Annotated in this window: 23 protein-coding genes and 2 pseudogenes; 6 read left to right on the forward strand and 19 right to left on the reverse strand. The window is 39.2% G+C overall.

Annotated elements, in window-relative coordinates; all coding sequences use genetic code 11:
• Positions 1-76 precede the first annotated feature (76 nt).
• The 14 genes and pseudogenes from nrdG to RQ973_RS04220 form a co-directional block, all read right to left on the reverse strand.
• Positions 77-673 carry an anaerobic ribonucleoside-triphosphate reductase activating protein gene (gene nrdG / locus RQ973_RS04155; RefSeq protein ID WP_311522852.1) on the reverse strand — a complete coding sequence of 199 codons (597 nt, stop codon included), beginning with the start codon at positions 671-673 and terminating at the stop codon, positions 77-79.
• Positions 674-677: 4 nt separating this feature from the next.
• Complete coding sequence (locus tag RQ973_RS04160; RefSeq protein ID WP_311522911.1) at positions 678-1,178, reverse strand: GNAT family N-acetyltransferase; 501 nt, start codon at positions 1,176-1,178, stop codon at positions 678-680.
• A gap of 343 nt (positions 1,179-1,521) precedes the next feature.
• Positions 1,522-1,608, reverse strand: a pseudogene (locus tag RQ973_RS04165) (anaerobic ribonucleoside-triphosphate reductase activating protein); the annotation flags it as partial.
• A gap of 4 nt (positions 1,609-1,612) precedes the next feature.
• Positions 1,613-2,113, reverse strand: a complete 501-nt coding sequence (locus RQ973_RS04170) for a GNAT family N-acetyltransferase (protein WP_311522853.1) — start codon at positions 2,111-2,113, stop codon at positions 1,613-1,615.
• Between the two features lie 37 nt (positions 2,114-2,150).
• Positions 2,151-2,291 carry a hypothetical protein gene (locus RQ973_RS04175; RefSeq protein WP_000521611.1) on the reverse strand — a complete coding sequence of 47 codons (141 nt, stop codon included), beginning with the start codon at positions 2,289-2,291 and terminating at the stop codon, positions 2,151-2,153.
• Between the two features lie 11 nt (positions 2,292-2,302).
• On the reverse strand, positions 2,303-4,510 hold the full coding sequence (gene nrdD / locus RQ973_RS04180) for an anaerobic ribonucleoside-triphosphate reductase (protein ID WP_311522854.1): 2,208 nt from the start codon (positions 4,508-4,510) through the stop codon (positions 2,303-2,305).
• A 118-nt stretch (positions 4,511-4,628) separates the two neighbouring features.
• Complete coding sequence (locus RQ973_RS04185; RefSeq protein WP_311522856.1) at positions 4,629-6,182, reverse strand: damage-inducible protein CinA; 1,554 nt, start codon at positions 6,180-6,182, stop codon at positions 4,629-4,631.
• A 44-nt stretch (positions 6,183-6,226) separates the two neighbouring features.
• A complete protein-coding gene (locus RQ973_RS04190; protein ID WP_311522857.1) occupies positions 6,227-6,361 on the reverse strand; it encodes a hypothetical protein in 135 nt (44 codons plus the stop codon).
• 91 nt (positions 6,362-6,452) lie between these two features.
• Positions 6,453-8,369, reverse strand: coding sequence for a tRNA uridine-5-carboxymethylaminomethyl(34) synthesis enzyme MnmG (mnmG, locus tag RQ973_RS04195; protein WP_311522858.1), 1,917 nt, complete (start codon positions 8,367-8,369; stop codon positions 6,453-6,455).
• Entirely contained in the window at positions 8,359-8,790 is a 432-nt protein-coding gene (locus RQ973_RS04200) for an NUDIX hydrolase (RefSeq protein ID WP_153224683.1), read from the reverse strand. The genes mnmG and RQ973_RS04200 overlap by 11 nt, the downstream gene beginning before the upstream one ends.
• An 8-nt stretch (positions 8,791-8,798) precedes the next feature.
• Positions 8,799-9,254 (reverse strand): NUDIX hydrolase, encoded by a 456-nt coding sequence (locus tag RQ973_RS04205; RefSeq protein ID WP_311518983.1) that lies wholly within the window; start codon positions 9,252-9,254, stop codon positions 8,799-8,801.
• 140 nt (positions 9,255-9,394) lie between these two features.
• Positions 9,395-10,516, reverse strand: a complete 1,122-nt coding sequence (gene mnmA, locus RQ973_RS04210) for a tRNA 2-thiouridine(34) synthase MnmA (protein ID WP_311518982.1) — start codon at positions 10,514-10,516, stop codon at positions 9,395-9,397.
• 163 nt (positions 10,517-10,679) lie between these two features.
• Positions 10,680-10,886: a hypothetical protein gene (locus RQ973_RS04215; protein ID WP_080980381.1), complete on the reverse strand. Its 207-nt coding sequence runs from the start codon at positions 10,884-10,886 to the stop codon at positions 10,680-10,682.
• A gap of 480 nt (positions 10,887-11,366) precedes the next feature.
• Positions 11,367-12,095: a hypothetical protein gene (locus tag RQ973_RS04220; RefSeq protein ID WP_311522860.1), complete on the reverse strand. Its 729-nt coding sequence runs from the start codon at positions 12,093-12,095 to the stop codon at positions 11,367-11,369.
• A gap of 404 nt (positions 12,096-12,499) precedes the next feature.
• On the opposite strand from RQ973_RS04220, the gene RQ973_RS04225 reads away from it, so the two are divergent.
• Positions 12,500-13,347 (forward strand): IS630 family transposase gene (locus tag RQ973_RS04225; RefSeq protein WP_311522861.1). Its coding sequence is split into 2 segments (ribosomal slippage): positions 12,500-12,818 and positions 12,818-13,347, totalling 849 coding nucleotides; the frame shifts between segments, so codons are not numbered across the junction.
• A 4-nt stretch (positions 13,348-13,351) separates the two neighbouring features.
• Here the strand turns inward: RQ973_RS04225 and RQ973_RS04230 are convergent.
• Positions 13,352-14,155, reverse strand: a pseudogene (locus RQ973_RS04230) (hypothetical protein); the annotation flags it as partial.
• Positions 14,156-15,002: 847 nt separating this feature from the next.
• Here RQ973_RS04230 and RQ973_RS04235 point away from each other — a divergent pair.
• On the forward strand, positions 15,003-15,866 hold the full coding sequence (locus RQ973_RS04235; RefSeq protein WP_049548860.1) for a helix-turn-helix transcriptional regulator: 864 nt from the start codon (positions 15,003-15,005) through the stop codon (positions 15,864-15,866).
• 51 nt (positions 15,867-15,917) lie between these two features.
• On the opposite strand, the gene RQ973_RS04240 is transcribed toward RQ973_RS04235, so the two are convergent.
• On the reverse strand, positions 15,918-16,526 hold the full coding sequence (locus RQ973_RS04240) for a LysM domain-containing protein (RefSeq protein ID WP_049548861.1): 609 nt from the start codon (positions 16,524-16,526) through the stop codon (positions 15,918-15,920).
• 241 nt (positions 16,527-16,767) lie between these two features.
• Between RQ973_RS04240 and sdaAB the strand changes: the two genes are divergently transcribed.
• Genes sdaAB through RQ973_RS04255 form a run of 3 tightly spaced genes read left to right on the forward strand, consistent with a single transcriptional unit; the run spans position 16,768 to position 18,985 of the window.
• Positions 16,768-17,439, forward strand: coding sequence for an L-serine ammonia-lyase, iron-sulfur-dependent subunit beta (sdaAB, locus tag RQ973_RS04245; protein WP_001191178.1), 672 nt, complete (start codon positions 16,768-16,770; stop codon positions 17,437-17,439).
• Positions 17,440-17,447: 8 nt separating this feature from the next.
• Positions 17,448-18,320: an L-serine ammonia-lyase, iron-sulfur-dependent, subunit alpha gene (sdaAA, locus tag RQ973_RS04250; RefSeq protein ID WP_049548862.1), complete on the forward strand. Its 873-nt coding sequence runs from the start codon at positions 17,448-17,450 to the stop codon at positions 18,318-18,320.
• A 23-nt stretch (positions 18,321-18,343) separates the two neighbouring features.
• The gene (locus tag RQ973_RS04255) at positions 18,344-18,985 is read left to right on the forward strand and encodes an HAD hydrolase-like protein (protein WP_311522863.1); all 642 of its coding nucleotides are present in this window, start codon (positions 18,344-18,346) and stop codon (positions 18,983-18,985) included.
• An 86-nt stretch (positions 18,986-19,071) separates the two neighbouring features.
• On the opposite strand, the gene RQ973_RS04260 is transcribed toward RQ973_RS04255, so the two are convergent.
• The 3 genes from RQ973_RS04260 to RQ973_RS04270 form a co-directional block, all read right to left on the reverse strand.
• On the reverse strand, positions 19,072-19,485 hold the full coding sequence (locus tag RQ973_RS04260; protein ID WP_311522864.1) for a DUF805 domain-containing protein: 414 nt from the start codon (positions 19,483-19,485) through the stop codon (positions 19,072-19,074).
• A gap of 144 nt (positions 19,486-19,629) precedes the next feature.
• The gene (locus RQ973_RS04265; protein WP_311522865.1) at positions 19,630-21,483 is read right to left on the reverse strand and encodes a nucleoside-diphosphate sugar epimerase/dehydratase; all 1,854 of its coding nucleotides are present in this window, start codon (positions 21,481-21,483) and stop codon (positions 19,630-19,632) included.
• A gap of 56 nt (positions 21,484-21,539) precedes the next feature.
• Entirely contained in the window at positions 21,540-22,574 is a 1,035-nt protein-coding gene (locus tag RQ973_RS04270) for a glycosyltransferase family 2 protein (RefSeq protein ID WP_311522866.1), read from the reverse strand.
• A gap of 214 nt (positions 22,575-22,788) precedes the next feature.
• Here RQ973_RS04270 and RQ973_RS04275 point away from each other — a divergent pair, with 214 nt between their 5' ends.
• Positions 22,789-23,955, forward strand: a complete 1,167-nt coding sequence (locus RQ973_RS04275; protein ID WP_311522868.1) for an MFS transporter — start codon at positions 22,789-22,791, stop codon at positions 23,953-23,955.
• Positions 23,956-23,978: the final 23 nt, after the last annotated feature.

A 23,978-nucleotide genomic window follows, 5' to 3' on the forward strand; every position in this document is an offset into this window, starting at 1 on the left:
CAGAACTAAATCCTTTGCTTAAATTAATTGTCTAACTTTTTGGGGTCAGTACATTGTTCTATTAAGTCTTTTTTCTTCATTCTCTCTTCACCTGTTCATAGCTTTCTTTTCCGTCATTAAGCTTGTCCCAAATCACCACTTGCCCACTTTTGAGGGATTTTTGTACATCGATAATTCGTTGATTAGAAGAGCCACGGAATTGAAGCATGAGATTACGCTTGCTTTTATCATACCGTCCATCAACCAAGATATCAATCATTGACAAGAGCTCCAGTTTATCAGGCGTCTCCAATATCATCTCTTCCCAAGTGTAGCCTGTCCAAGACCAGATGTCTTTTTCTGGCAATTCCTCTCGAATGCGTTTTACAAGGGGCAAAAGAATACCTGTATTGAGGAATGGTTCTCCTCCTAGCAAAGTCAATCCTTGAACATAGGGCTGGGCTAAGTCTGCCATGATTTGTTCTTCCAATTCTGGCGTATAAGGAATTCCTGCATTGAAAGACCAGGTCGCTACATTGTAACAGCCCTCACAGTGAAACATGCAGCCGGCTACATAGAGAGAATTGCGCACCCCTTCTCCATCGACAAAGTTAAAAGCCTTATAGTCAATGATGCGTCCCTGACTGAGTTCTTCACTCTTCCACTCGCCTGGTTTTGGTGTATTCCATGTCATGCTTCTACTCCAACTCTATCCAATAGCGCTCCGTTCCATTTCGAACATCCTCTAACTTCCCACCATTAGCTAAGATAACAGCTCTGCTAGCAGGATTTTCTGTGCTACAAGTCACCAGAGCACGATGGATGTTCTTTTCCTTGGCAATTTGCAAGCCCTGACGGAGAGACTCTTTGGCGTAGCCCTTGCCTCTTTCAGATGGGCGAATAGAATATCCTATATTTCCTGCATAATTCAGCAAGCCCTCATTTAGTCTCAATCGTAAATTTAAAAAACCTAAAGCATAACCTGATTCATCAAACAATACGAACTGAATTGATGGGACGCGATTTTCAGGCAAGTTTATTCCCATTTCTTTATTAAGGTTAGTTTCTAGCCAATTCTCGTAAGAAAAACCCTCAGTATCCCAAAATCCGCCATCGTGGGCTGATTGGCTTTTTTCAAATTCTGCCATCATCTCTAAAACTGTTTCTTTATCTGCTAATCTTGGTCTGCGTAGTTCCATATTCCCCTCCCCGCTATAGGAAAAGCGAGAGGCAATTCTCACTTTTTCTTGTTTTTTGTTTAAAAACTGTTCTCTAAGGCTAGCTACTCGGTCTTTTTTGCTGCTTCCACCTTTCGAATGCTTTTCGTGGAATCGTTGGACCAAGGCCTTACCTTTATCGTCTAATTGATATTTTCCCACTCTCTTTCTTTCTAATTTCTTACTTCATGTCCTGCTGTTTTGATAGTAGAACCGTTCATGTGTTTGACACGCGCAGCAATTTCCTTATGACGTCCGTTGACCATCGGCCGAGCTTGTGGGTTTCCAAGATAGCCACAAGTTCGTTTAACAACATCTACTGTTTAAAGTTAAAAGCCTTATAGTCAATGATACGCCCTTGACTAAGTTCCTCACTCTTCCACTCGCCTGGTTTTGGTGTATTCCATGTCATACTTCTACTCCAAGTCTATCCAATAGCGCTCCGTTACATTTCGAACATCCTCCAACTCTCCACCATTAGCCAAGATAACAGCTCGGCTTGCTAGATTTTCTGTGCTACAAGTCACAAGAGCACGATGGATGTTCTTTTCCTTAGCAACTTGCAAGCCCTGACGGAGAGCTTCCTTAGCATAACCTTTGCCTCTTTCAGACGGTCGGATGGAATAGCCAATATGACCACCTTCTTCCAATAAGAAGTCATTGAGACGCAATCGAAGGTTGAGGAATCCAACTGCTTTACCATCTTTTGCAAAAGCAACTAACTGAATATCAGGCACCCACCCTTCAGGCAAATTAATCCCCATTTCATGATTCTGGTTACTTTCCAACCACTCTTCGTAAATAAAACCCTCAGCATTCCAAAAGCCACCATCGTGGGCTGATTGAGTCTGTTCAAACTCTGCCATCATCTCCAAAACTGTTTCTTTATCTGCCAATGTTGGTCTGCGTAATATCATCTTTACCTCCCGCTATGAGAAAAGTGAGAGGGGACTCTCACTTTTTCTTGTTCTTATTTAAAAATTGTTCTCTAAGGCTGGCTACTCGATCTTTTTTATTGACTCCACCCTTTGAATGCTTTTCGTGGAATCGTTGAACCAAGGCCTTACCCTTATCGTCTAATTGATATTTTCCCATGCTATCTCTTTCTAATTTGTTACTTCATGCCCTGCTGTTTTAATGGTTGAACCGTTCATGTGTTTGACACGCGCAGCAATTTCCTTGTGACGACCATTCACCATCGGACGCGCTTGCGGATTTCCAAGATAGCCACAGGTCCGTTTAACAACATCGACTGTTTTAGGGTCACTATTGCCACAGTTAGGACACGCAAATCCTCTCTCAGTTGGATCAAAGTCTCCTTCGAAATCACACTTGTAGCAACGATCAATCGGAGTATTCGTCCCTAGATAACCTACACGATCATAAGCATAATCCCAAACAGCTTCCAAGGCCTTTGGATTTTGTTGAAGAACTGGGTACTCACAGTAGTGGATAAAGCCACCTGATGCACCCGCTTCTGGATAAACCTTCTCGAAGTCCAACTTTTCAAACGGTGTTGGATTCTTACGGACATCATAATGGAAGGAATTTGTGTAGTACTCTTTATCTGTAATGTCTGGAATAGAACCGAATTTCTCTGTATCCAAACGACAGAAACGGTCCGTCAAACTTTCAGACGGTGTAGAGTAGATAGAGAAGTGATAACCATATTGATCAGACCACTCTTCTACACGACGTTTCATATCTCGAATAATATCCAGTGTGAATTCCTTGGCTTCTGGATTGTTTTCCCAATTATTGCCAAAGAATACTGTCGCTACTTCATAAAGTCCAATGTAGCCAAGCGAAACAGTAGCACGACGGTTCTTAAAGAGCTCGTCAACACTTTCTTCTTTACCAAGACGACGTCCGAAGGCACCGTATTGATAAAGAATTGGTGCATTAGCTGGAGTGGCTTCCTTGGTTCTTTCCACACGATAAACTAGAGCATCTTCAGCGATATTCATACGCTCATTGAAGATTTCCCAGAACTTGTTCAGGTCGCCTTCAGATTCGAGGGCAATACGAGGGAGATTGACCGTCACGACACCTAGATTCATACGGCCAGAGTTAACTTCAACTCCATTTTCATCCTTCCATCCTTGAAGGAATGAACGACATCCCATCGGAACTTTGAAAGAACCTGTCAACTCAATAATCTTATCATAAGACAAGACATCTGGATACATGCGCTTAGTTGCACACTCAAGGGCCAACTGCTTGATATCGTAGTTAGGAGAACCTTCCTCCAGATTAAGTCCTCTTTTAAGAGTGAAGATCAATTTAGGGAAGATAGCTGTACGGTGTTCTGAACCAAGCCCCTTGATACGAATGTTTAAAATTGCCTTTTGAATTTCTCGTTCAAAACGATTGGTTCCTAGACCGAAACCAAGGGAAGTAAAGGGTGTTTGCCCATTTGATGTAAAGAGGGTATTAATCTCATACTCTAGAGATTGCATGGCATCATAGATGTCTTTTTGGGTTTTCTTCCAGGCATATTCTTCGCGCTTGTCAGGCAGTACCCATTCCTCTGCATCTTTGAGGTGTTTTTGGTAATTTTTCTCTGCATAAGGAGCCAAAACTTCATCAATACGGTCTGCTGAACAGCCTCCATACTGGCTTGATGCAACGTTGGCGATGATTTGCGATATCTGAGCAGTCGCAGTCTGAATAGACTTAGGACTCTCTACTTCAGCATTCCCAATCTTAAAACCATTTTCCAACATGCCCTTGAAATCAATCAAACAGCAGTTGGTCATCGGAGTGTAAGGGCTATAGTCCAAATCGTGATAGTGGATATCCCCTTTTTGGTGGGCATTAGCCACATGCTTAGGAAGCATTTGAAGACCGATTGATTTTCCAACAATTCCTGCCGTCAAATCACGCTGGGTATTAAAAACATCACTATCTTTATTAGCATTCTCATTGACAACTGCCTGGTCTTTGTTGAGAAGTTTATGGATACTGAAGTTGATATCTGTTGCTTTTGAGCGCTCAAAATCCCTTTGAGTTCGGTAAGTGATATATTCCTCTGCCAAAGCATATTCTTTAGCTTCCAATAACTCATGTTCTACGATATTTTGGATTTCATAGATTTTTACACCTTGAGGAAAGCGACTATGAATCTCTTCTACAATACGTTCAACTAGAGTATTAAGACGCTTTTCTACCAAGGGGGTTACATCCATGACTTTTTCCGCAGCCTTATGCAAGGCTTTGTCAATCTTATCTACATCAAAAATGACGCGTCTGCCGTCACGCTTTTCGACGAATAAGGTTGGATCAGGGTTTGTTTTCTCTTCTAATACAATCATATCCAGGCTCTTTTCTTAAATTTTCTTTCTTAAAGTATTATATCACTATAAAAATAAAAATCAATATCTAGTGTCAAAATTCATATTTTCATAAAATTTACACTAGATATTGATTATTTTATTTTAATTTGTAAAGTTTAAAGTCTTTGAATTCACTTTGAACTGGTTGATAACTTTCTGCCAGAAGCTGTTCTACTTCTGTCCACAGAGCTGTTTTGGTATTGACCACAATCACTTTAGGCTGATTATCACGTAAATCATTAACAAGTTTGCTACGATTTGCATCAAGGCCAGTATATAATTTTGGTGATAGCAACTGACTAGCTGCTAAACGTTCACTAGTCTTATAACCATTAGTAAGATCATCCCATATATAAATACGATCTGTTGCCTGTGTTTGTCCTTTAACCGTAGTTTCTATACGAGTTCGTTCTTGATATTGTTCTGAGTGAAGAACATAACGGGCTACCAGAGGAGCAAAAAATAGGTAGGCCAAAGCTAACACTGGCAAATAGACATTACCCTGAAGAAATATTGCCCATATTGAGGGTACTTCTCGATGTCTTCTACGGCGATTGGCTCCTTCTAATTCCCCAGTTCGAATGTGAGTCAATAGAAGAATGGACAAGAAAGGAAGAAAAGTAGCTAGACGACTACCGTGAATCGGTTCTGTAGAGAAAATTTCCAATCCTAGTAACGATAAGATAGCTACTGAAGCAAAAATAGATAAGACGTATTGCTTGCTTGGCTTAGACTGGAAAAGCCCTGTAAATACGAATCTTAATCCTCCAAGACCAATTGTTAACAATCCATAAAAAAGGAGGTTGTCTAGCAAGGCTGGATTGGACATGAAATTCAAACTATCAATTGGATAGAGAATTTGACTGATAGCATTCCCAAAACTCCCATTATAAGCCGTATAGTAACCAATTGGATAAAAGAAAAGTGAGAACCCAAGACCAGCTGCAAAAAATTGATAGAGCCCATGAACTAAGCGACCACGCCCAATATTAAAGGCTAACAAAGCAAAGGATAAGACTAGAGCATATAAAGTTGTGACTAGCGGGGCAAAGAAAAATGCTAGAGCCAAGCTAATCCCAACACGCACGAAACCTTTGTCATGATTATACTCTACCAAATACCTTGTTACTAAACTAAGAGCGTAAAACAGGAATGGAAGGGCCAAAATGGTGGCATAACCACCGCCAAAACTAAGTCCTCCAGCAAGAAGATAAAAGATGGTCAACACTTGTTGCGACTGCTTGTTCTCCTCCGTCAAGGTATAAGTTGAACGGAAAAGAAAAATCCCAGCACCCACTAGAGCAAGCCAAGTAAAGGCTGCAAACAAAATACTACCCTTGCTTAGATACTGTAAAAAGTAATAGAGAAGACCACTCGTTCCAAAATAGTCTGTGTAGATATCTCCCCCCCGGTGCATCGCCCATCCCATATAAAAATCTTGTGCCTGCTCTGAGCTAGTTAGTCCTAGCAAGAAAGGAAGAACTACAGATACAAGTACAACTAGAGTGCTCCAGATTAGGATCTTAAATAATGGTAAGGGAGCAAATGAACTTGGTTCATCCTCGAAGCGCTCCTCTTTCCCAACTAAATCATCCTGAATTCCCGTCCAAGATGGAGTTGGTTCCTCTTCTAATCTGCCATATACGTTCATTCATTCTCTCCTATGTTTTAATTTGTTCTAGTATATCAAAAAGTCTAGAGCTTGTCAGCCTGTGGTGGCCATTTGTCTAACTTTTGATAGAGACTAGCGAAGCGCTCAATCTCATAAAAACGATGATAGGAAGCATTTTTATAGTGGTCTAAAAAATTTTTTTCTTCTACCGTCAGCATGGTCATTCCTCCTTTTCTCTTTATTCGAAAAAAAGAGAAGCAATCTATCAAAAAAACTGAATTCCCTAAAAGAGAATTCAGCACTTTGTCTTTAGTCAGCCTTTTTTTCTAAATTTTTTGAAATACTACGATTTTTACCTTCAAGATACACCATCAAAATAGAAATGTCTGCTGGGTTTACTCCCGAAATACGGCTGGCTTGACCGATGGTTTCTGGATTGATAAGTTTGAATTTCTGACGGGCTTCTGTCGCGATAGAATCAATATCATCCCAATCAATATTGGCTGGAATGCGTTTTTCTTCCATGCGCTTCATCTTGGCAACCTGATCCATGGCTTTGGAAATATAACCTTCGTACTTGATTTCTGTTTCAATCAATTCGATAATCTTGTCATCTAACTCTTCAGCAGCAGGACCGATGAAGGCAACCACATCTTGGTAAGAAACTTCAGGGCGACGAAGGAATTCCTTGGCAGTGACTGCATCTGTCAAGGGCTTGAACCCCATCTCCTCAACCTTAGCATTTGTTTCCTTGACTGGCTTGAGTTTGATGCTGTCTAAACGCTTCATCTCATTGTCAAATTGATTTTTCTTGATTTCAAAACGAGCCCAACGTTCATCATCCACAAGACCAATCTCGCGACCCATCTCGGTCAAACGCATATCAGCATTGTCATGGCGAAGAATGAGGCGGTATTCGGCACGACTGGTCAAGAGACGGTAGGGTTCAATGGTACCCTTGGTCACCAAGTCATCAATCATAACCCCGATATAACCATCGCTTCGTTTCAAAATCAACTCAGGCTTACCTTGGATTTTCAGAGCCGCATTGATACCAGCAATAATCCCTTGACCAGCAGCTTCTTCATATCCTGATGTACCATTTGTCTGACCAGCTGTGAAAAGTCCTGAGATTTTCTTGGTTTCCAGAGTCGCACGCAATTGATGTGGCAAGACCATGTCGTACTCGATAGCATAACCAGTACGCATCATCTCTGCATTTTCCAAACCTTTGATGGAATGAACCAAGTCACGTTGCACGTCTTCAGGAAGACTGGTTGAAAGCCCCTGAACGTAAACTTCCTCAGTGTTACGCCCTTCTGGCTCAAGGAAGAGTTGGTGGCGTTCCTTGTCCGCAAAACGCACAATCTTGTCCTCAATCGATGGACAGTAACGAGGTCCTACACCCTTAACTACACCTGTAAACATAGGTGCACGGTGGAGATTGTTTTGGATAATCTCATGGCTGGTACCATTGGTGTAAGTCAACCAACATGGCACTTGGTCTTTGACATAATCTTCATCACGTGAAGTGTATGAGAAGTGATTTGGCGCTTCGTCCCCTGGCTGAATCTCTGTCACATCATAGTTGATAGAAGAAGCCTTGACACGTGGAGGGGTTCCTGTCTTGAAACGGCCGATTTCGAGTCCAAGTTCCTTGAGATTGTCAGCTAGATTAATAGAAGCTAGGCTATGGTTTGGTCCTGATGAGTACTTGAGATCTCCGATGATGATTTCCCCACGGAGGGCAGTCCCTGTGGTCACGATAACAGCCTTAGCAGCATATTCTTGATGGGTCGCTGTACGAACACCGACAACCTTGCCATCTTCCACCAAAATCTCATCAATCATAGTTTGACGTAGGGTTAGATTTTCTTGGTTTTCAACTGTCTTGCGCATTTCCTTAGAGTAAAGTTCCTTGTCAGCCTGCGCACGAAGGGCACGAACAGCTGGCCCCTTCCCTGTGTTGAGCATCTTCATCTGAATGTAAGTCTTGTCAATGGTTTTGGCCATTTCGCCACCAAGGGCATCCACTTCACGCACGACAATCCCCTTGGCAGAACCACCGATAGAGGGATTACATGGCATGAAAGCCAACATTTCAATGTTAATAGTCGCAAGCAAGACCTTACAGCCCATACGGCTGGCAGCCAAGGAAGCCTCGACCCCAGCATGTCCCGCACCGATTACAATAATATCGTATTCTTCTGTAAAATTATAAGTCATTTCTTAACCTTTCAAAAATTTCTCGCAAATAGGGAACTAACTTCTCCTCCTCTAGAGCTTGATCCATGGTAACCCATTTAAAGTGCGTATGCTCTTCAGGATCTAATCTGATAATTGGCTTCTCCCCAACCCACTCTGCTTTATAAACTAAGCGAGTAAAGACAATATCCTTTGAGGTATCCAGTTGACTATCTTCGTGAAGAAGTTTGAGCGAACTGCTGTCTAGCCTAATTCCCGCTTCTTCAATACATTCTCTAAGAGCTCCATCTCGCGGAAGTTCACCCTTTTCAACCCCACCACCAGGAATATCCCAGTAAGTCGGATAAACGTTGGGTTGTCCTCTTTTAATTTCCGAACGCTGAATGAGTAAATAATCACCACCACTATGAACAAGTACATGGGCAATAAGCTTAACCATCATTTTCTCTCCTATTCGTTAAGATGGATGTGTCGTAATTGTCCGTCCCAATCTGGTAGGGCTGTCTTTAAAAAGGTTGGAACCAGCTGAATATCCTCAAACTTGTCCAAGTCAATCCACTCACAGGGTTGCGTTTTCTCATCTTCCTGCATGGTCAACGGGGCATCTTCAAGCAAATCCACTAGATAATGAAACTCGATATTGTGATAATAGACACCGTCTTGTTCAAAACGATTTTCAACTACAAAAGCTAGTTGCCCAGCTTGAGCTTTGACACCCAGTTCTTCCTTCACTTCACGGACTACCGCATCTTCCGTTCTCTCATTGACTTGAATCGCACCACCAATAGTGTAATACTTGCCCTTGTCTTTGGTAACTAGAAGCTTGTGATTTTGGACAATCAAGGCTGTCGCCCGAACTCCAAAAACCGTATTTTCTACTTTTGTCCGAAAGTCTTGTTGAATCATCTTTTTCCTTTCCTCTAAACGACACAAAAACAGTCAAAACTCCAAAGAAGTGCAGGACAAAAAAGCCTGCAACATCCATGAGCTTTGACCATCATTTCTATTGCTTTTATTATTGTAGCAAATTGAGAAAATTTGTCAATCTAAATGTACTGACAAACCTTGCCATCACGGTAGGCATTGTCAATCAAGCCACCACCGAGACATTCTTCACCATCGTAAAAGACAACTGCCTGTCCTGGTGTAATGGCGCGTTGCGGTTCTGCGAAAATGACCTCGGCCTTGTCTCCTTTGACATGAACAGTTACCTTAGAGTCAGGCTGACGGTAGCGGAATTTAGCCGTACATTCGAGCGTAAATTCCTCTGGCATGTCACGAGTAAAGTGGACTTGACTGGCTTCTAGGCTGGTTGACATGAGCGAATCATGGTAGAAACCTTGTCCTACATAGAGAATATTCTTGCTTAAGTCTTTTCCAACAACGAACCAAGGTGCATTGTCACCACCGTGTTGACCACCGATACCGAGTCCCCCACGCTGACCAATCGTATAGTACATAAGGCCTGCATGTTCGCCCATATCGCGACCATCCACTGTCATCATGCGACCAGGTTGAGCTGGCAGGTAGTTGCTGAGAAATTCTTTAAAGTTCTTTTCTCCGATAAAGCAAATCCCTGTCGAATCTTTTTTCTTAGCAGTCGCAAGTCCTGCTTCTTCTGCTATTTTTCGTACTTCAGGTTTTTCCAAATGTCCCAAAGGGAACATGGTTTTTTGAAGTTGTTCTTGCGAAAGTTGGCTGAGGAAATAGGTCTGGTCTTTCCCATTGTCCACACCACGAAGCATGTGAACGATGCCATCCTCATCACGCGCCACACGGGCATAGTGACCAGTCGCCACATAGTCTGCCCCCAAGGTCATGGCATAGTCCAAAAAGGTCTTAAACTTGATTTCCTTATTACACATAACATCTGGATTTGGCGTGCGTCCTGCACGGTATTCCGCTAGGAAATACTCAAAAACGCGGTCCCAGTACTCTTTTTCAAAGTTGACAGAGTAGTAAGGAATACCCAGTTGGTCTGCCACCGCAGCCACATCCTTGTAATCTTCGGTCGCCGTACAGACGCCGTTTTCATCTGTGTCATCCCAGTTCTTCATGAAGATACCGATCACATCGTAGCCCTGCTCCTTAAGCAAAAGAGCCGTCACTGACGAATCGACACCACCACTCATCCCCACGACAACACGTGTTTTAGAGTTATCACTCATGGTAGTTCTCCCATCTATTCGTTTATTCACGATTGAAGGTCGTGTGTGCTTCACGATTGAAGGTCGCTTGAGCAAGATTCATTATAGCACGCTTTAAAAAAGAAAACAAGAAAGAGGCTGATACTATACCAACCTCTGTTTTTAGATACAGTTCAAATCCAAACTATTCTTTATAGAAAAAACTCCTATAAATTCGAGCAATAGTTAAAACACAAACAAATATAATACCCAAAATAGATAATACTATTTTCACAAAACTCATTTCAGAACCTATAACATAGATATGAAAAAGAGGGGCTAGTCCTACACATAGAGACAATAGATAACTAATAAATCTTATCTCACCAATTCCTGCAAAAAAATGTTTCATGTAACGATTCTCCATTTACTACATTAAATCAGTTTTATTTTAGAGTAGCATAAAATAATTACTCCTTCAACAAAATCCATTGGCGAAATACTATTCTAAACCATTGATCGTCCAGATTTCCCAGAATAGAGCTGTCCTAACCATCGAATAGGTCAAATCCATACATATCAATGCAACTCTAAGTTTAGAATTGCTATAAAATAAATGTTTTGAGGTTGTTCTAAGTCTTTTATTGCCTAACATTTTACTTTTTGAAGGATTCTAAAGCTAGAATAGCTCAAAATCACGAGAACTAAGGTATTCGAAACTTAAGAGTCATACGATTTCCATAGGAATACTCCATTCTTATTAAGCCTAATTAAAGTGTAATCCTAATAAGTGATCCTCGACTGTGTTTGTAGTACTTAGTTACCTAGATAAGGCTATTTCCCTTTATCTTATTTGATTTTAAGCTATTCTAAGATTTAACCCATATTTCTATTACTTACTATTTTTAAATAATTCGTATTCCTTTTCTTTGATAAATGGAATTGAAAAATTAGAGAAAAGAAGTAAAACCGAAAACAGATATCCTGCTTTTTGAATCACTAAAATATATCCTAAAAATAAGTAAGCTATGACATCCAATGCAAAAAGAAAAAATATTCTCCTCTTCATTAAAGTACTCGTATCAAATAATCTGATAAATAAAAATTTTATCATAGTATCTATACAAATTTTTATCAAAAAGATAAGAGTCAGTACAGAAATATCAACTGTACCATGAAGAATAAAAGGAAATATAGCTAATATGAAACTAGAAATCTCTAAATATTTTATCCAAGGAGATTGAGACACCTTGCTTCTAAACTGACTAATTTTCTTATATTCGTTAGTCAATTTAGTAGCAAAAACTTTACCAATTAAATGAAAAATTATCAACTCTGTAATAAAGACACTTATTAATACAATATAGGTCGAAAAGCTTTCTGGGAAAAACTTATTGATTAAAACGGGGAAACTCATTAACAGAACCGAATTTATAGCTAAGCAGATAGGTACTATTTTATTTTTCACAGAATATAGAGGTAGTGATACTATTGAGTAGATGAAAGCTAAAAAGATAAGTAAAAAATACTCCGTGTTACCTATTATCGGCTTAAATGACAAAAATATATACATCCAACAAACGATAATATGTATTTTTCGAATCTTATCTACATTACTCATCTGTCTAATCCTTCCCAGGGATAAAAGTTCCCGTTAATATCACAACTTCTATTATTATTTGGTAATACTAACTTCATAAGATTTCCCTTCTTGAACGTGGCATGGTTAGGATAGTGTCCTAACTATAGACAGCTTACTTTTCATCTCTTCATCACCTAGATAAGATGCTCTTTTTTGCCTAATCATGTTTTATAAATGAACAAATTTGTAAAACTAATTTGTTGAAATATTTTCATTTATTGAACTCACAAGACGAATCTAGATTATCTTCTTATTGCTAATAAATATCCTTCGTGATTTCATCTTATGATACTCTCTGTTCATACAGAAATTAAAATTATTTCTTAACCAACTTGTATAGTCAATTGAACCCAAAACAGTACATAATGTGGTATAATCTCCTTATGGCATATTCATTAGATTTTCGTAAAAAAGTTCTCTCCTATTGTGAGCGAACAGGTAGTATAACAGAAGCATCACACGTTTTCCAAATCTCACGTAATACCATTTATGGCTGGTTAAAGCTAAAAGAGAAAACAGGAGAGCTAAACCATCAAGTAAAAGGAACAAAACCAAGAAAGGTTGATAGAGATAGACTTAAAAACTATCTTACTGACAATCCGGACGCTTATTTGACTGAAATAGCTTCTGAATTTGGCTGTCATCCAACTACTATCCACTATGCTCTCAAAGCTATGGGGTACACTCGAAAAAAAAGAATCACACCTACTATGAACAAGACCCAGAAAAAGTAGCTTTATTTCTTAAAAATTTTAATAGTTTAAAGCACTTAGCACCTGTTTATATTGATGAAACAGGATTCAATACTTATTTTTATCGAGAATATGGTCGCTCTTTAAAAGGTCAGTTAATAAGAGGTAAAATATCTGGAAGAAGATATCAGAGTATCTCACTGGTTGCTGGGCTAATAAATGGCGAGTTAATCGCTCCAATGACTTACGAAGAGACGATGACGAGCGACTTTTTTGAAGCTTGGTTTCAGAAGTTTCTCTTACCAACATTAAACAAACCATCAGTTATTATTATGGATAATGCAAGATTCCATAGAATGGGTAAGCTAGAGCTCTTATGTGAAGAATTTGGGCATAAACTTTTACCACTTCCTCCCTACTCACCTGAGTACAATCCTATTGAGAAAACATGGGCCCATATCAAAAAGCATCTCAAAAAGGTATTGCCAAGTTGTAATACTTTTTTCGAGGCTCTTTTGTCTGATTCTTGTTTCAATTGACTATATAATAGAAAAAATTTAATTGATTGATTCTGATGAGCTGTATCTTAATTTTATCAAGCTTGTTGGACCAGTTGTTATTGTTACTAATAGAAATCTCATACATCAGTAACTCGACAAGAGCTGTACACAGAAGGGTGTTATGAAAATCTTCAATTGTTTTCAAAATATCCTCAAAGAGGTCACTATTCGCTAAAAAGGTGGATTGGTTGATCGCATCATACAGCAGAATACACATTAAATCAGAATAACTTAAATCTGATTTTTGTATTTTATCCTTTAACGCATTGGTCAAATCCCTGTCAAACGAATCTTCTTTTTGCCATTTATTTTGATTGAAAAGAAATTCCGTCTTATTAAAAACGAGATGGTTGATATCCATTATAGTCCAGAAAAATATTGTAGTAAGCATGATGATAGCAAAAGGAATTTTTAAAATAAATGCTAGGATAATGGCTATCTCAAGAAAGAAACTCCATATAATTCTAAATTTTAAATCATCCGTAGACAAACTTTTACGATGGAATGAAAAATAGGGTGAGAATCTCGCATTTACTTTCTTCTTTCCTATAAAAATAAAAGGAAAAATCATAATAAGACCTTCTTTCTTGTATACATCTTTCAATGCATATAGTAGATCTAAAACTATTTTTGAGATAAGCAAACTACAGAAAGTAAGACCCATACTGATCATAAAATCAAGGGGAATTTCTCGATTCAAAGGTAAATTATTCACTAAGACATACAACTCTAACCACAAGACCAAAAGAGGGAGCATTAGTAAGAAAATAATTAGTTTACGCATTATAATTTTACAATATCCTTATTCTAGTTCGCACAAGGCAAAAAATTATCCTAACTCCTTGATTATAAACCTAATACAAATGTAGCAATTTCAATCATCAAAAAATGCAAACTGACAAAGTTCCTGCTAAAACACTATGCTCCCATCAAATAGAGTGTCAGCAAAAATAAAACAACCGAAATTGGCAGAAAAGCAGCACGATTTGTTTTACAAAAAATGGCATAACAAAGACTACCTATCGAAAACGTCATAATAACTTCAATAGTTATCTTTAGAGCAGGGTAATATATATTTTTAATAAAAAGAATTAAAAGGATAAAAAATACCAATGAACAAAGAACGGATTTGATATAAAATTTTAAATGAATCATAATTTATTTTTTAGATTCTACCTACTATAGATAAAATCACCTTTCTTATTTTCTTCTCATGATATCCACTTTAATGTCTTGATTAGAACTTCTGTGAATATAAATATGGTAAATGAAAAATCAGGATTCTAACTAAAAGCAATTGATGAAATAAGCAAATCTTACAGCAAATTAAATTTATCCAGAAGCTCTCATGTAATGATTTTAAATCCTAATGAATCTAATCAATGCAGATTTTATTTTGACAGTAGTTCTATAACAACTCTAAATAACACTGGTGTTGCTAGAATCAAAATAACCCCTGCCACAAAGACAATGATTACCCGAAATAGATCTTTATTTTTACGCATTGAAACAACCTCCAATCTATTATTTTCTAGCTACATGATACCTCTTATTTACTTTCTATATTCTTATGATACAATATATTTAATAGAATTCTATTTACTGTTAACTTTTTTCACGAAAAGGAGGAAATCATGCGCTATGATTTCGGGAAAGTATATAAAGACATACGTGAGTCAAAAGGATTGACACAAGAAGAGGTCTGTGGAAATAGCCTTTCAAGAACCAGCCTTTCCAAGTTTGAAAGTGGCAAGGCAACTCCCAAATATGAAAACATGGAGTTTCTTCTCCGTCAAATCAATATGAGTTTTGAAGAGTTTGAATACATCTGCCATCTCTATCAGCCAAGCCAGCGAACAGAAATCATGCAAACCTATCTCAATACGAGTTCCATCTTTGGTACCAGTAGTCTAGTCAACTTATTTGAAACATGCCAAGACTATCTCAAGGTCCATCACGATCTCCCTATAGAGGAAATCAGAGATATGCTGGAAGTTGTTATTTATATCCGTCAACATGGAACAGGACAGCTTTCAATCCAAGTGGAACAAACGGTCAAAAAGCTTTGGGAAAAAATTGAAAAACAAGATACATGGTATGAAGGTGACCTAAAAATCCTCAATACCATACTTTTTAGCTTTCCCATCGAACACCTCCACCTCATCACTGAACAAATCTTGCAGCGCTTGGAAGAATATAAAAACTATCGACATTTATATGAATTACGAATGACAATCCTACTCAATCTGTCCACCATTTACTTGTACAATCAAGATAAAAATACCTGTCAACAAATCTGTTACACCTTACTAGAGGATGCCAAGAAAAAGAAAAGATACGATATTTTGGCAATCACTTATGTTCGAATAGGTATTTGTACTAGTAATGATCATCTTATTCAAAAGGGCTTCTCCCTTCTGGAGTTAACTAATGAAACCTCAATGCTATCTCACCTCAAAAAGGAAGTAGAGACCTGTTATCAAGCAAAGGAAATATAAAAAAGTCGAGGAAATCCCTCGACTTTTGCATCTTATTCTGCTAGTTAGTTCTTAGTACCAACCGTTGTTAAGCCAGAAGTTCTTAGCAGCTGCCCATGAACCGTAACGTCCTGCAACGTAAGCATCTGCTACACGTTCTTGGTTTTCAGCTGAGTAGTCACCGTTCAAGTATGAATCTGTCAATTGGTAACGTCCGATGTAACGTCCGTTTGTAGCTGTGTAGCTACCACCTGATTCTTTTTGAGCGATCCATTCTTTAGCTTCTGCTTCAGATCCGCTGACGGTTGAAGTTGATGCTGAAGTTTCTTCTGCTACAGTTACGCTTGCTGCTGGCGCTTCATAAGTTGTTGCTTCAGAAGCTGCAGGTGCTGCTACTGGAGCTTCTGCTGGCGCAGCTGAAGTAGTTGCAGTTGCTGGTGCTTCACCATCAATAACCAATACTTGGTCTACATAGATCAAATGAATATCTTTAATCTTATTTTTTTCTGCCAATTTTTCAACAGTTGTATTGTATTTTTCAGCGATTCCTGATAGAGTGTCACCTGATTTTACTGTGTAAGTTGTTGTTTCTTGTGCAAAAGCAAGTGATGGTGCAAGGAAAGCAAGTGCTGCTGCTACTCCTACAAGTCCTGTTTTAATTTTGTTAGTTGTTGATTTCATATTAAAAGATTCTCCTTCTTTCTTATATTTCCATCATACCCTACTATTATTACTATTTCTTGACGGTTTTATGTAGAAATGTTACAAGACTATGTTTTATTTCACTTAAATAGCCTCTTTTTGTTACAAAAGGCTTGATTTTAGAGGCTTTATGGGGTTTTTAGATATTTTATCATGGAATTGAGCGCTTGCATCTAATCTTTGATATAATAGAGTTAAGAATCTTTTTAAGGGGAAACAGATGCAATCACTTCGTTTTCAATCTGTCTTTGATATTATTGGGCCAGTCATGATTGGCCCATCTAGTAGTCACACGGCAGGAGCTGTTCGTATTGGGAAGATTGTCTCTTCCATTTTTGATGATACTCCGACAGAAGTCGAATTCCAACTATTTAACTCATTTGCCAAGACCTATCGTGGTCACGGGACAGACCTAGCCCTTGTTGCTGGTATTTTGGGCATGGATACAGACGATCCAGAAATTCCAAATAGTTTAGAAATCGCCCACAAGCGTGGCATCAAAATAGTATGGACTATCCAGAAAGACAGTAATGCCCCTCACCCAAACACTACGAAAATCACTGTTAAGAATGAGCACAAAACCATCAGTGTAACAGGAATTTCAATCGGGGGTGGTAATATCCAAGTGACAGAGCTCAATGGTTTTGCAGTATCCCTCAACATGAACACTCCTACCATCATCATCGTTCATCAGGATGTTCCAGGTATGATTGCTCACGTAACAGAGGCCCTCTCTCGCTTTGACATCAATATCGCTCAGATGAATGTAACTCGCGAAAAAGCTGGCGAGAAAGCCATTATGATTATCGAAGTTGATAGTCGCAACTGTGATGAATCTATCGAAGAAATTCGCAAAATTCCTCATCTGCACAATGTCAATTTCTTTCAATAGGAGAAAATATGTTTTACTCTATCAAAGAATTAGTCAAACAAGCCGAAATTGATTTTCAAGGCAATGTTGCTGAACTCATGATTACGACCGAGTTTGAGCTAACCGGTCGTGAACGCGAAGAAGTCATCCTTCTCATGGAGCGCAACCTTGAAGTCATGAAAGCTTCCGTTGAACTTGGACTCAATGAGAATAAATCTCGTAGCGGTTTGACAGGTGGTGACGCTGCCAAACTAGATCACTACATCAAAAAAGGAAAGACCCTATCAGACTTCACTGTCTTGTCTGCCGCCCGTAACGCTATCGCCGTTAATGAACACAATGCCAAGATGGGTCTTGTTTGTGCGACACCGACCGCAGGTAGCGCAGGTTGTCTTCCCGCAGTTCTCACATCTGCTATTCAAAAACTCAATCTAACTCATGAACAACAACTAGACTTCTTATTCGCTGCAGGTGCTTTTGGACTCGTGATTGCTAACAACGCTTCTATCTCGGGAGCCGAAGGTGGCTGCCAGGCCGAAGTCGGTTCAGCTTCAGCCATGAGTGCCGCTGCCCTAACTCTAGCTGCAGGTGGAACACCTTATCAAGCGAGCCAGGCTATCGCCTTCGTTATCAAAAACATGCTCGGCCTAATCTGTGACCCCGTTGCAGGTTTGGTTGAAGTTCCTTGTGTCAAGCGGAATGCCATGGGAGCAAGCTTCGCCTTCATCGCAGCCGATATGGCTCTGGCTGGTATTGAATCCAAAATTCCAGTTGATGAGGTCATTGACGCCATGTATCAAGTAGGATCTAGCTTACCAACTGCCTTTCGTGAAACTGCTGAAGGGGGACTCGCTGCCACACCTACTGGTCGTCGCCTCCAAAAAGAAATCTTCGGCGAATAATTTCAAAATAACTAGGAGAGTATATGTCATCAATTTCCGCTATTTTTTTCGATTTAGATGGAACGCTCGTGGACAGTTCTATCGGCATTCACAATGGTTTCACCTATACCTTTGATCAACTGGGAGTGACAAGCCCTGATGCCAAGACTATTCGTGGTTTTATGGGGCCTCCGCTAGAAACCAGCTTTGCCACCTGCTTACCAACTGAGCAGATTGAGCAAGCTATCCAGCTTTATCGCTCCTACTATAAAGAAAAGGGTGTTTACGAAGCTCAGCTTTATCCTCATATCAAAGATTTACTGGTAGAACTAGCTAAACAGTTTCCTCTTTATATCACCACGACAAAAAACACCCCAACCGCTCAGGATATGACTAAAAACTTTGGAATCTATCATTTCTTTGATGGCATTTATGGTTCCAGCCCTGAAACTCCACATAAAGCAGATGTCATTCGTCAGGCTCTGGAAACTCATCATCTAACTCCCGAAACAGTCGTTATTGTCGGAGATACCAAGTTTGATATGATTGGCGCCCAAGAAACTGGCATTAAAAAATTAGCGGTAACCTGGGGATTCGGTGAGGAGAAAGACCTCATGGACTATAATCCTGACTGGATTGCTCACCACCCAACAGACATTTTACAGCATCTACAATTAAAACGTTAAACAAAAGACTCCCAGCCTAAAAGTTAGGTTTGGGAGCTTTTTGTCTGATCATAATGAGGAGAATGACATTCCCCATATTCGTCCAATTATTCAAAAGGGGAAACTTCTTCGATTTCAACCTCTTTAGATCTATTGATTGTTACTATTTCTACTTCTTTACTTGGCATAGCTAGCAGAACTAATAGAGCAATACCACCCATTGGAACGAAGTAAAGGAAGATGAGAGCCCAGTGAAGGCCTGCATCTCTTAGCCGACGAACTTTTACAGCAAGACTTGGTGTAAAGAACACTATACCTAAAATCATATAAATACTTATGATTGCTACTCCTAAAATAGGATCTGTTTCTCCAGCATCATTCCAGGCCATTTGAAAATAGAATATATACAGGGGTAGGAACAAAATATTATTCATCAGCCAAACCCACCAAAAGTCTGAACGTGTTGAACGGCCTGTAAAATCTGCATAGCCTTTAAAGAAATTTTTATATGCCTGAATCATAAGTTACTCCTAATTTTTTATTTACTATATCTATTCAATAACAAGTTTGTTCAAAAAACTCTGAAAGTCTCTCCAAATCTAAAAAAAAGATACTATCCCTTCCCTCCTGTCAAAAAGAGTTCTAGGGATAATACCTTACTTTTATTATGAATCAGCGTGAGTTGTTTCATTGGCAAAACCGATAATGGCTTGCTTCAACTCTGAACCTTGCAAGGCACGGAATTCTTCAATCTTTTGATTGATGACTTCAAGTGGCATGACATTAACCTTACCAACAAAAATCTTATCCATGACTTGATTATCAACCAATTCAGTAGATACTAACAACTCCTCATAGAGTTTCTCACCTGGACGAATCCCCACTTCTACAATCGGAATTTCATTTTCAGTACGTCCGCTGAGAAGAACCATTTTCTTGGCCAAATCATAAATCTTAACTGGTTTGCCCATATCAAGGATAAAGACTTCTCCATCTTTGGCATAAGCTCCTGCATGGATCACCAAACGGCTAGCTTCTGGAATGGTCATAAAGTAACGAGTCATACGGAAGTCCGTCACAGTCACTGGACCACCCTCTGCAATCTGACGCTCAAAGACTGGAATCACACTACCACGGCTACCAAGAACATTCCCAAAACGAACTGCACAATAGGTAGACTGACTACGTTGGTTGAATCCTGTAACAATCAACTCTGCCACACGTTTGGTAGCTCCCATTACGTTTGGTGGATTAACGGCCTTATCGGTCGAAATCATAACCATCTTCGGTACCTTAGCGGCGTCAACTGCCTTGGCAACATTGTAAGTTCCGAGGATATTATTTTTAAAGGCTTCTTTTGGATTACGTTCCATCATTGGCACGTGCTTATGGGCAGCAGCGTGATAAACAATGGCCGGTTGGTACTGCTCAAATACTTGAAGCAAGCGATCGTAGTCTTGGATGTCTGCAATCACAGGAACATAGTCAATTCCTTGGAAGCTACGAATCAATTCATGATAGATCAGATAAATAGAGTTTTCCCCATGCCCCAAGAGAACCACGCGCTCTGGATTAAAGCGACTAACCTGACGGCAAATCTCAGACCCGATAGAACCTCCTGCACCTGTCACTAAGATAGTTTTTCCAGTAATTTCTGAGCCTAGGCGTGACTCATCTAGTTGAATTTCTTTACGTCCCAAAAGGTCAGTAATATCGATTTTTTGGAAACCACCTACCTGAGGATGCAATCCTTGTACAACCGACTCAATCTTGGGCATCTTATAACACTTCAAGCCAAGTTGGTTACACATTTTTAGGATACGCTCATACTCGGATGGATCAAGAGAAGGAATCGCAACGATAACTTTTTCAATCTGATGACGTTTTGAGAGTTCTGGTAACTGTTCATAAGATCCTAAGACTGGGATTCCACCTAGTTTTTGACCTTTTTTCTTTTCATCATTATCCAAAATACCCACTAACTCAAGATCACTCGTAGGATGTTGGTAGCTGTTCATAAAGAGAGCTCCACCGTCTCCTGCACCAATCAAGAAGGTACGACGATGTTCCCCTTCTCCATCACTCTTTTTGCGTCTTGAATAGATCAACTGCCAAGTAATACGTGGGAGCAAGATCAAGAAGGTGCTGAGCAAGATAAAGAGAACGATGAAACGCACTGAGAAAAGTGGCAAGAAGGCGTAGCAAATAACATAAGACAAGACACTGCTGACACTTACTCCAATGAATATCTTCATAAAGTCTGTGATTTTGCTATAACGACTAATGCTAGCATTGAGCCCCCAGAATCCAATCATGATTTGATAGAAAAGGAAGGTCAAGCTTGTATAGATGACATAGTCCACAGGAGCTGGATTGATCAATCCATAAAACAAGATATAAGAAACAATGATTGAGGAAATCATGCTGGCAGCATCAAAAATCCCCCAAAAGACTTGTTTTTGTTGTTTATTTAGTACTTCAACCAGATCAATTACATAATCTGTCATTTTTTTATTCATGTGAATGGTATCCTCCTACACAGAGAAAATGTTTAATTAAGCACGCTTAAGAAATTTTAATTTAAATACTGAATTTCGTATTTATAACCTTTTCTCCATTTAAAACCTTTGATTAATCCAACTATTGTACCTATACCGTAGGCAAAATGAATAGAAAACAACATAAAAGGCATTAACAGTAATACTTCATTTTTATGTTTCAATAAAGCAAGTATCGTCAAAGATATTACAAGTAAACTATATACTGCTAACAGAAGCACTAAAAACAATGGAGAAAAAGGTAGTAACATAGCACTTACAAAAATGCTTAACACAAACGCAAAGGGAACATAATGAAAAATAGATAGACATTTTGGTTTAACATGAGTTGTCAATCCAATCCATAGCCCGTTTGAATACTTTTGGTGGAGCATCTTTTTAAATGTTGGTCGAATATATTGATAAGATAAAACGTTGGGACTAAATCTTATCTTATATCCGTGATTTCTGATACGATAATGAAGTTCATTGTCTTCTGTTCTTCCGAGTTGTTCATCGACTAAACCAGCTTGCTCAAAAACTTCTCGACGGTACATGCCATGAAAAATTGAAGACACATATCTGTCTTGAGAGCTGTTTCGATAATCTGCGATGCTGCTTCCAAACATATTTTCTTCAACGATATGTAAAGCTTGTGACCATTTACCCTCACCTTCCACAAGTGTTGGTCTAGGCCCCCCACAGATATATTCCCCCTGATTGATGATTTCAACATTATTCTTCACAAAATCCTCTGTGACTTTGGAATGCGCATCAATCTTCAAAATAAGGTCTCCATTAGAGTTCTTAATCCCTAAATTAAAACCACTTGCTTGATTCTTTTTAGGATTATCATACAATCTAATTGATCTAAATTCGGTATCCTCAGAGATAAATCGCTGAATAATATCGGTTGTCTTATCCGTAGACATTGCATTAATAAATAAAATTTCAATATTTTCTTTATTGTATGTCTGTCTTTTTAAGTCTTCAATTAAGCCTGGTAAGTACTTCTCTTCATTATAAGCACTAATCACAATAGAGACGATTAAATTATCGATTTGTTGAATCACTTACAGTCTCCTAAATATTTTCTTTCACTATTTTATCACAATTTTTCAGACTTTCCTATTTTTATTTGAATCCCAGGAAAAAACTAGTAAATCTCTCCTTCTTTTTACCCATGATTTCGCTCAACTAAGGAGCGGAGTTTCTCACACCATCTTGACATCTATTGGAAAAAGCCTTAAAATAAGCTGTTATCAAAATCAGTTTATTGAGGTTCACATGAAAAAACGATCACTCTTTTTTATTCTAGGAATTATCTTAATCGGAGCGGTCTTAAGAGCTCCTTTTACGGCCTTACCAACTGTTTTGGGAGATATTGCTCAAGGTTTAGGAGTTGAGGTCAGTTCTCTTGGGGTTTTGACCAGCCTTCCTCTCTTGATGTTTGCTCTTTTCTCCTCTTTTGCGACGCGTTTGGCTCAAAAGATTGGACTTGAGCATCTTTTCACCTATAGTCTCCTCGTCTTAACAGTCGGTTCAGTGATTCGTATCTTCAATCTTCCCCTTCTCTATCTGGGAACCTTACTCATCGGAGCAAGTGTCGCTATTTTTAACGTACTGCTTCCTAGCATGATTCAGGCAAACTACCCGCAAAAGATTAGCTTCCTGACAACGGTTTATGTGACGACTATGGGAATCGCGACAGCACTAGCTTCCTACCTCTCTGTACCCATTACTCAGGCAACATCTTGGAAGGGGCTGATTCTCTGCCTGTCCATGGTCTGCCTGCTAACCTTATTGGTCTGGTTCCCCAACCATGGCCACAATCATTTTCTAGAAGGGCATGAAGAGAAAAAAGAAAAAGAGAATATCCTAAAAAGCAAGCAAGTTTGGGCTATTATTGTCTTCGGTGGACTTCAGTCCCTACTCTTCTATACCAGCATGACCTGGTTACCAACCATGGCCATCAGTGCAGGGCTAGCTCATACGGATGCCGGACTTCTGGCTTCTATCTTTTCACTAATTAGCATTCCCTTCTCCATGACCATTCCAAGTTTAACGACGCGTTTGTCCAATCGTCACCGTCAAATCATGTTAGCAGTCATCTCTCTGGCTGGTATGTTAGGAATTGCTATGCTTTTATACCCAAGTAGTAATTTCTTTTATTGGCTGATGGCTCACCTCTTAATTGGCACGGCCTGTAGCGCACTTTTCCCCTATCTCATGGTTTGCTTCTCTATTAAAACAAGCTCGCCTGAAAAAACGGCTCAATTATCTGGACTTGCCCAGACCGGTGGTTACATTCTAGCTGCCTTTGGACCAACTCTCTTTGGTTACAGTTTTAACATGTTCCAGTCTTGGGTTCCAGCGGTACTGATTCTTCTAGTAATTGATATCATCATGACAATCGCCCTCTTTATGGTGGATCGAGCGGATAAAATCCTCTAAAAAATTTTAGAATTTCTACAATA

This window comes from uncultured Streptococcus sp., assembly GCF_963511325.1.
In the GTDB taxonomy this organism is placed as follows: Bacteria; Bacillota; Bacilli; order Lactobacillales; family Streptococcaceae; genus Streptococcus.

Bases quoted from the DNA above. Each gene is read 5' to 3' on its own strand.
- mnmA (WP_311518982.1), bottom strand. From the start codon at position 10,516: ATGAGTGATAACTCTAAAACACGTGTTGTCGTGGGGATGAGTGGTGGT.
- RQ973_RS04190 (WP_311522857.1), bottom strand. From the start codon at position 6,361: ATGCTGACGGTAGAAGAAAAAAATTTTTTAGACCACTATAAAAATGCT.
- RQ973_RS04160 (WP_311522911.1), bottom strand. From the start codon at position 1,178: ATGGAACTACGCAGACCAAGATTAGCAGATAAAGAAACAGTTTTAGAG.
- RQ973_RS04240 (WP_049548861.1), bottom strand. From the start codon at position 16,526: ATGAAATCAACAACTAACAAAATTAAAACAGGACTTGTAGGAGTAGCA.
- RQ973_RS04185 (WP_311522856.1), bottom strand. From the start codon at position 6,182: ATGAACGTATATGGCAGATTAGAAGAGGAACCAACTCCATCTTGGACG.
- RQ973_RS04220 (WP_311522860.1), bottom strand. From the start codon at position 12,095: ATGAGTAATGTAGATAAGATTCGAAAAATACATATTATCGTTTGTTGG.
- RQ973_RS04260 (WP_311522864.1), bottom strand. From the start codon at position 19,485: ATGATTCAGGCATATAAAAATTTCTTTAAAGGCTATGCAGATTTTACA.
- sdaAB (WP_001191178.1), top strand. From the start codon at position 16,768: ATGCAATCACTTCGTTTTCAATCTGTCTTTGATATTATTGGGCCAGTC.
- sdaAA (WP_049548862.1), top strand. From the start codon at position 17,448: ATGTTTTACTCTATCAAAGAATTAGTCAAACAAGCCGAAATTGATTTT.
- RQ973_RS04275 (WP_311522868.1), top strand. From the start codon at position 22,789: ATGAAAAAACGATCACTCTTTTTTATTCTAGGAATTATCTTAATCGGA.
- nrdG (WP_311522852.1), bottom strand. From the start codon at position 673: ATGACATGGAATACACCAAAACCAGGCGAGTGGAAGAGTGAAGAACTC.
- RQ973_RS04255 (WP_311522863.1), top strand. From the start codon at position 18,344: ATGTCATCAATTTCCGCTATTTTTTTCGATTTAGATGGAACGCTCGTG.
- RQ973_RS04205 (WP_311518983.1), bottom strand. From the start codon at position 9,254: ATGATTCAACAAGACTTTCGGACAAAAGTAGAAAATACGGTTTTTGGA.
- RQ973_RS04200 (WP_153224683.1), bottom strand. From the start codon at position 8,790: ATGATGGTTAAGCTTATTGCCCATGTACTTGTTCATAGTGGTGGTGAT.
- RQ973_RS04175 (WP_000521611.1), bottom strand. From the start codon at position 2,291: ATGGGAAAATATCAATTAGACGATAAGGGTAAGGCCTTGGTTCAACGA.
- mnmG (WP_311522858.1), bottom strand. From the start codon at position 8,369: ATGACTTATAATTTTACAGAAGAATACGATATTATTGTAATCGGTGCG.
- RQ973_RS04235 (WP_049548860.1), top strand. From the start codon at position 15,003: ATGCGCTATGATTTCGGGAAAGTATATAAAGACATACGTGAGTCAAAA.
- nrdD (WP_311522854.1), bottom strand. From the start codon at position 4,510: ATGATTGTATTAGAAGAGAAAACAAACCCTGATCCAACCTTATTCGTC.
- RQ973_RS04265 (WP_311522865.1), bottom strand. From the start codon at position 21,483: ATGAATAAAAAAATGACAGATTATGTAATTGATCTGGTTGAAGTACTA.
- RQ973_RS04215 (WP_080980381.1), bottom strand. From the start codon at position 10,886: ATGAAACATTTTTTTGCAGGAATTGGTGAGATAAGATTTATTAGTTAT.
- RQ973_RS04170 (WP_311522853.1), bottom strand. From the start codon at position 2,113: ATGATATTACGCAGACCAACATTGGCAGATAAAGAAACAGTTTTGGAG.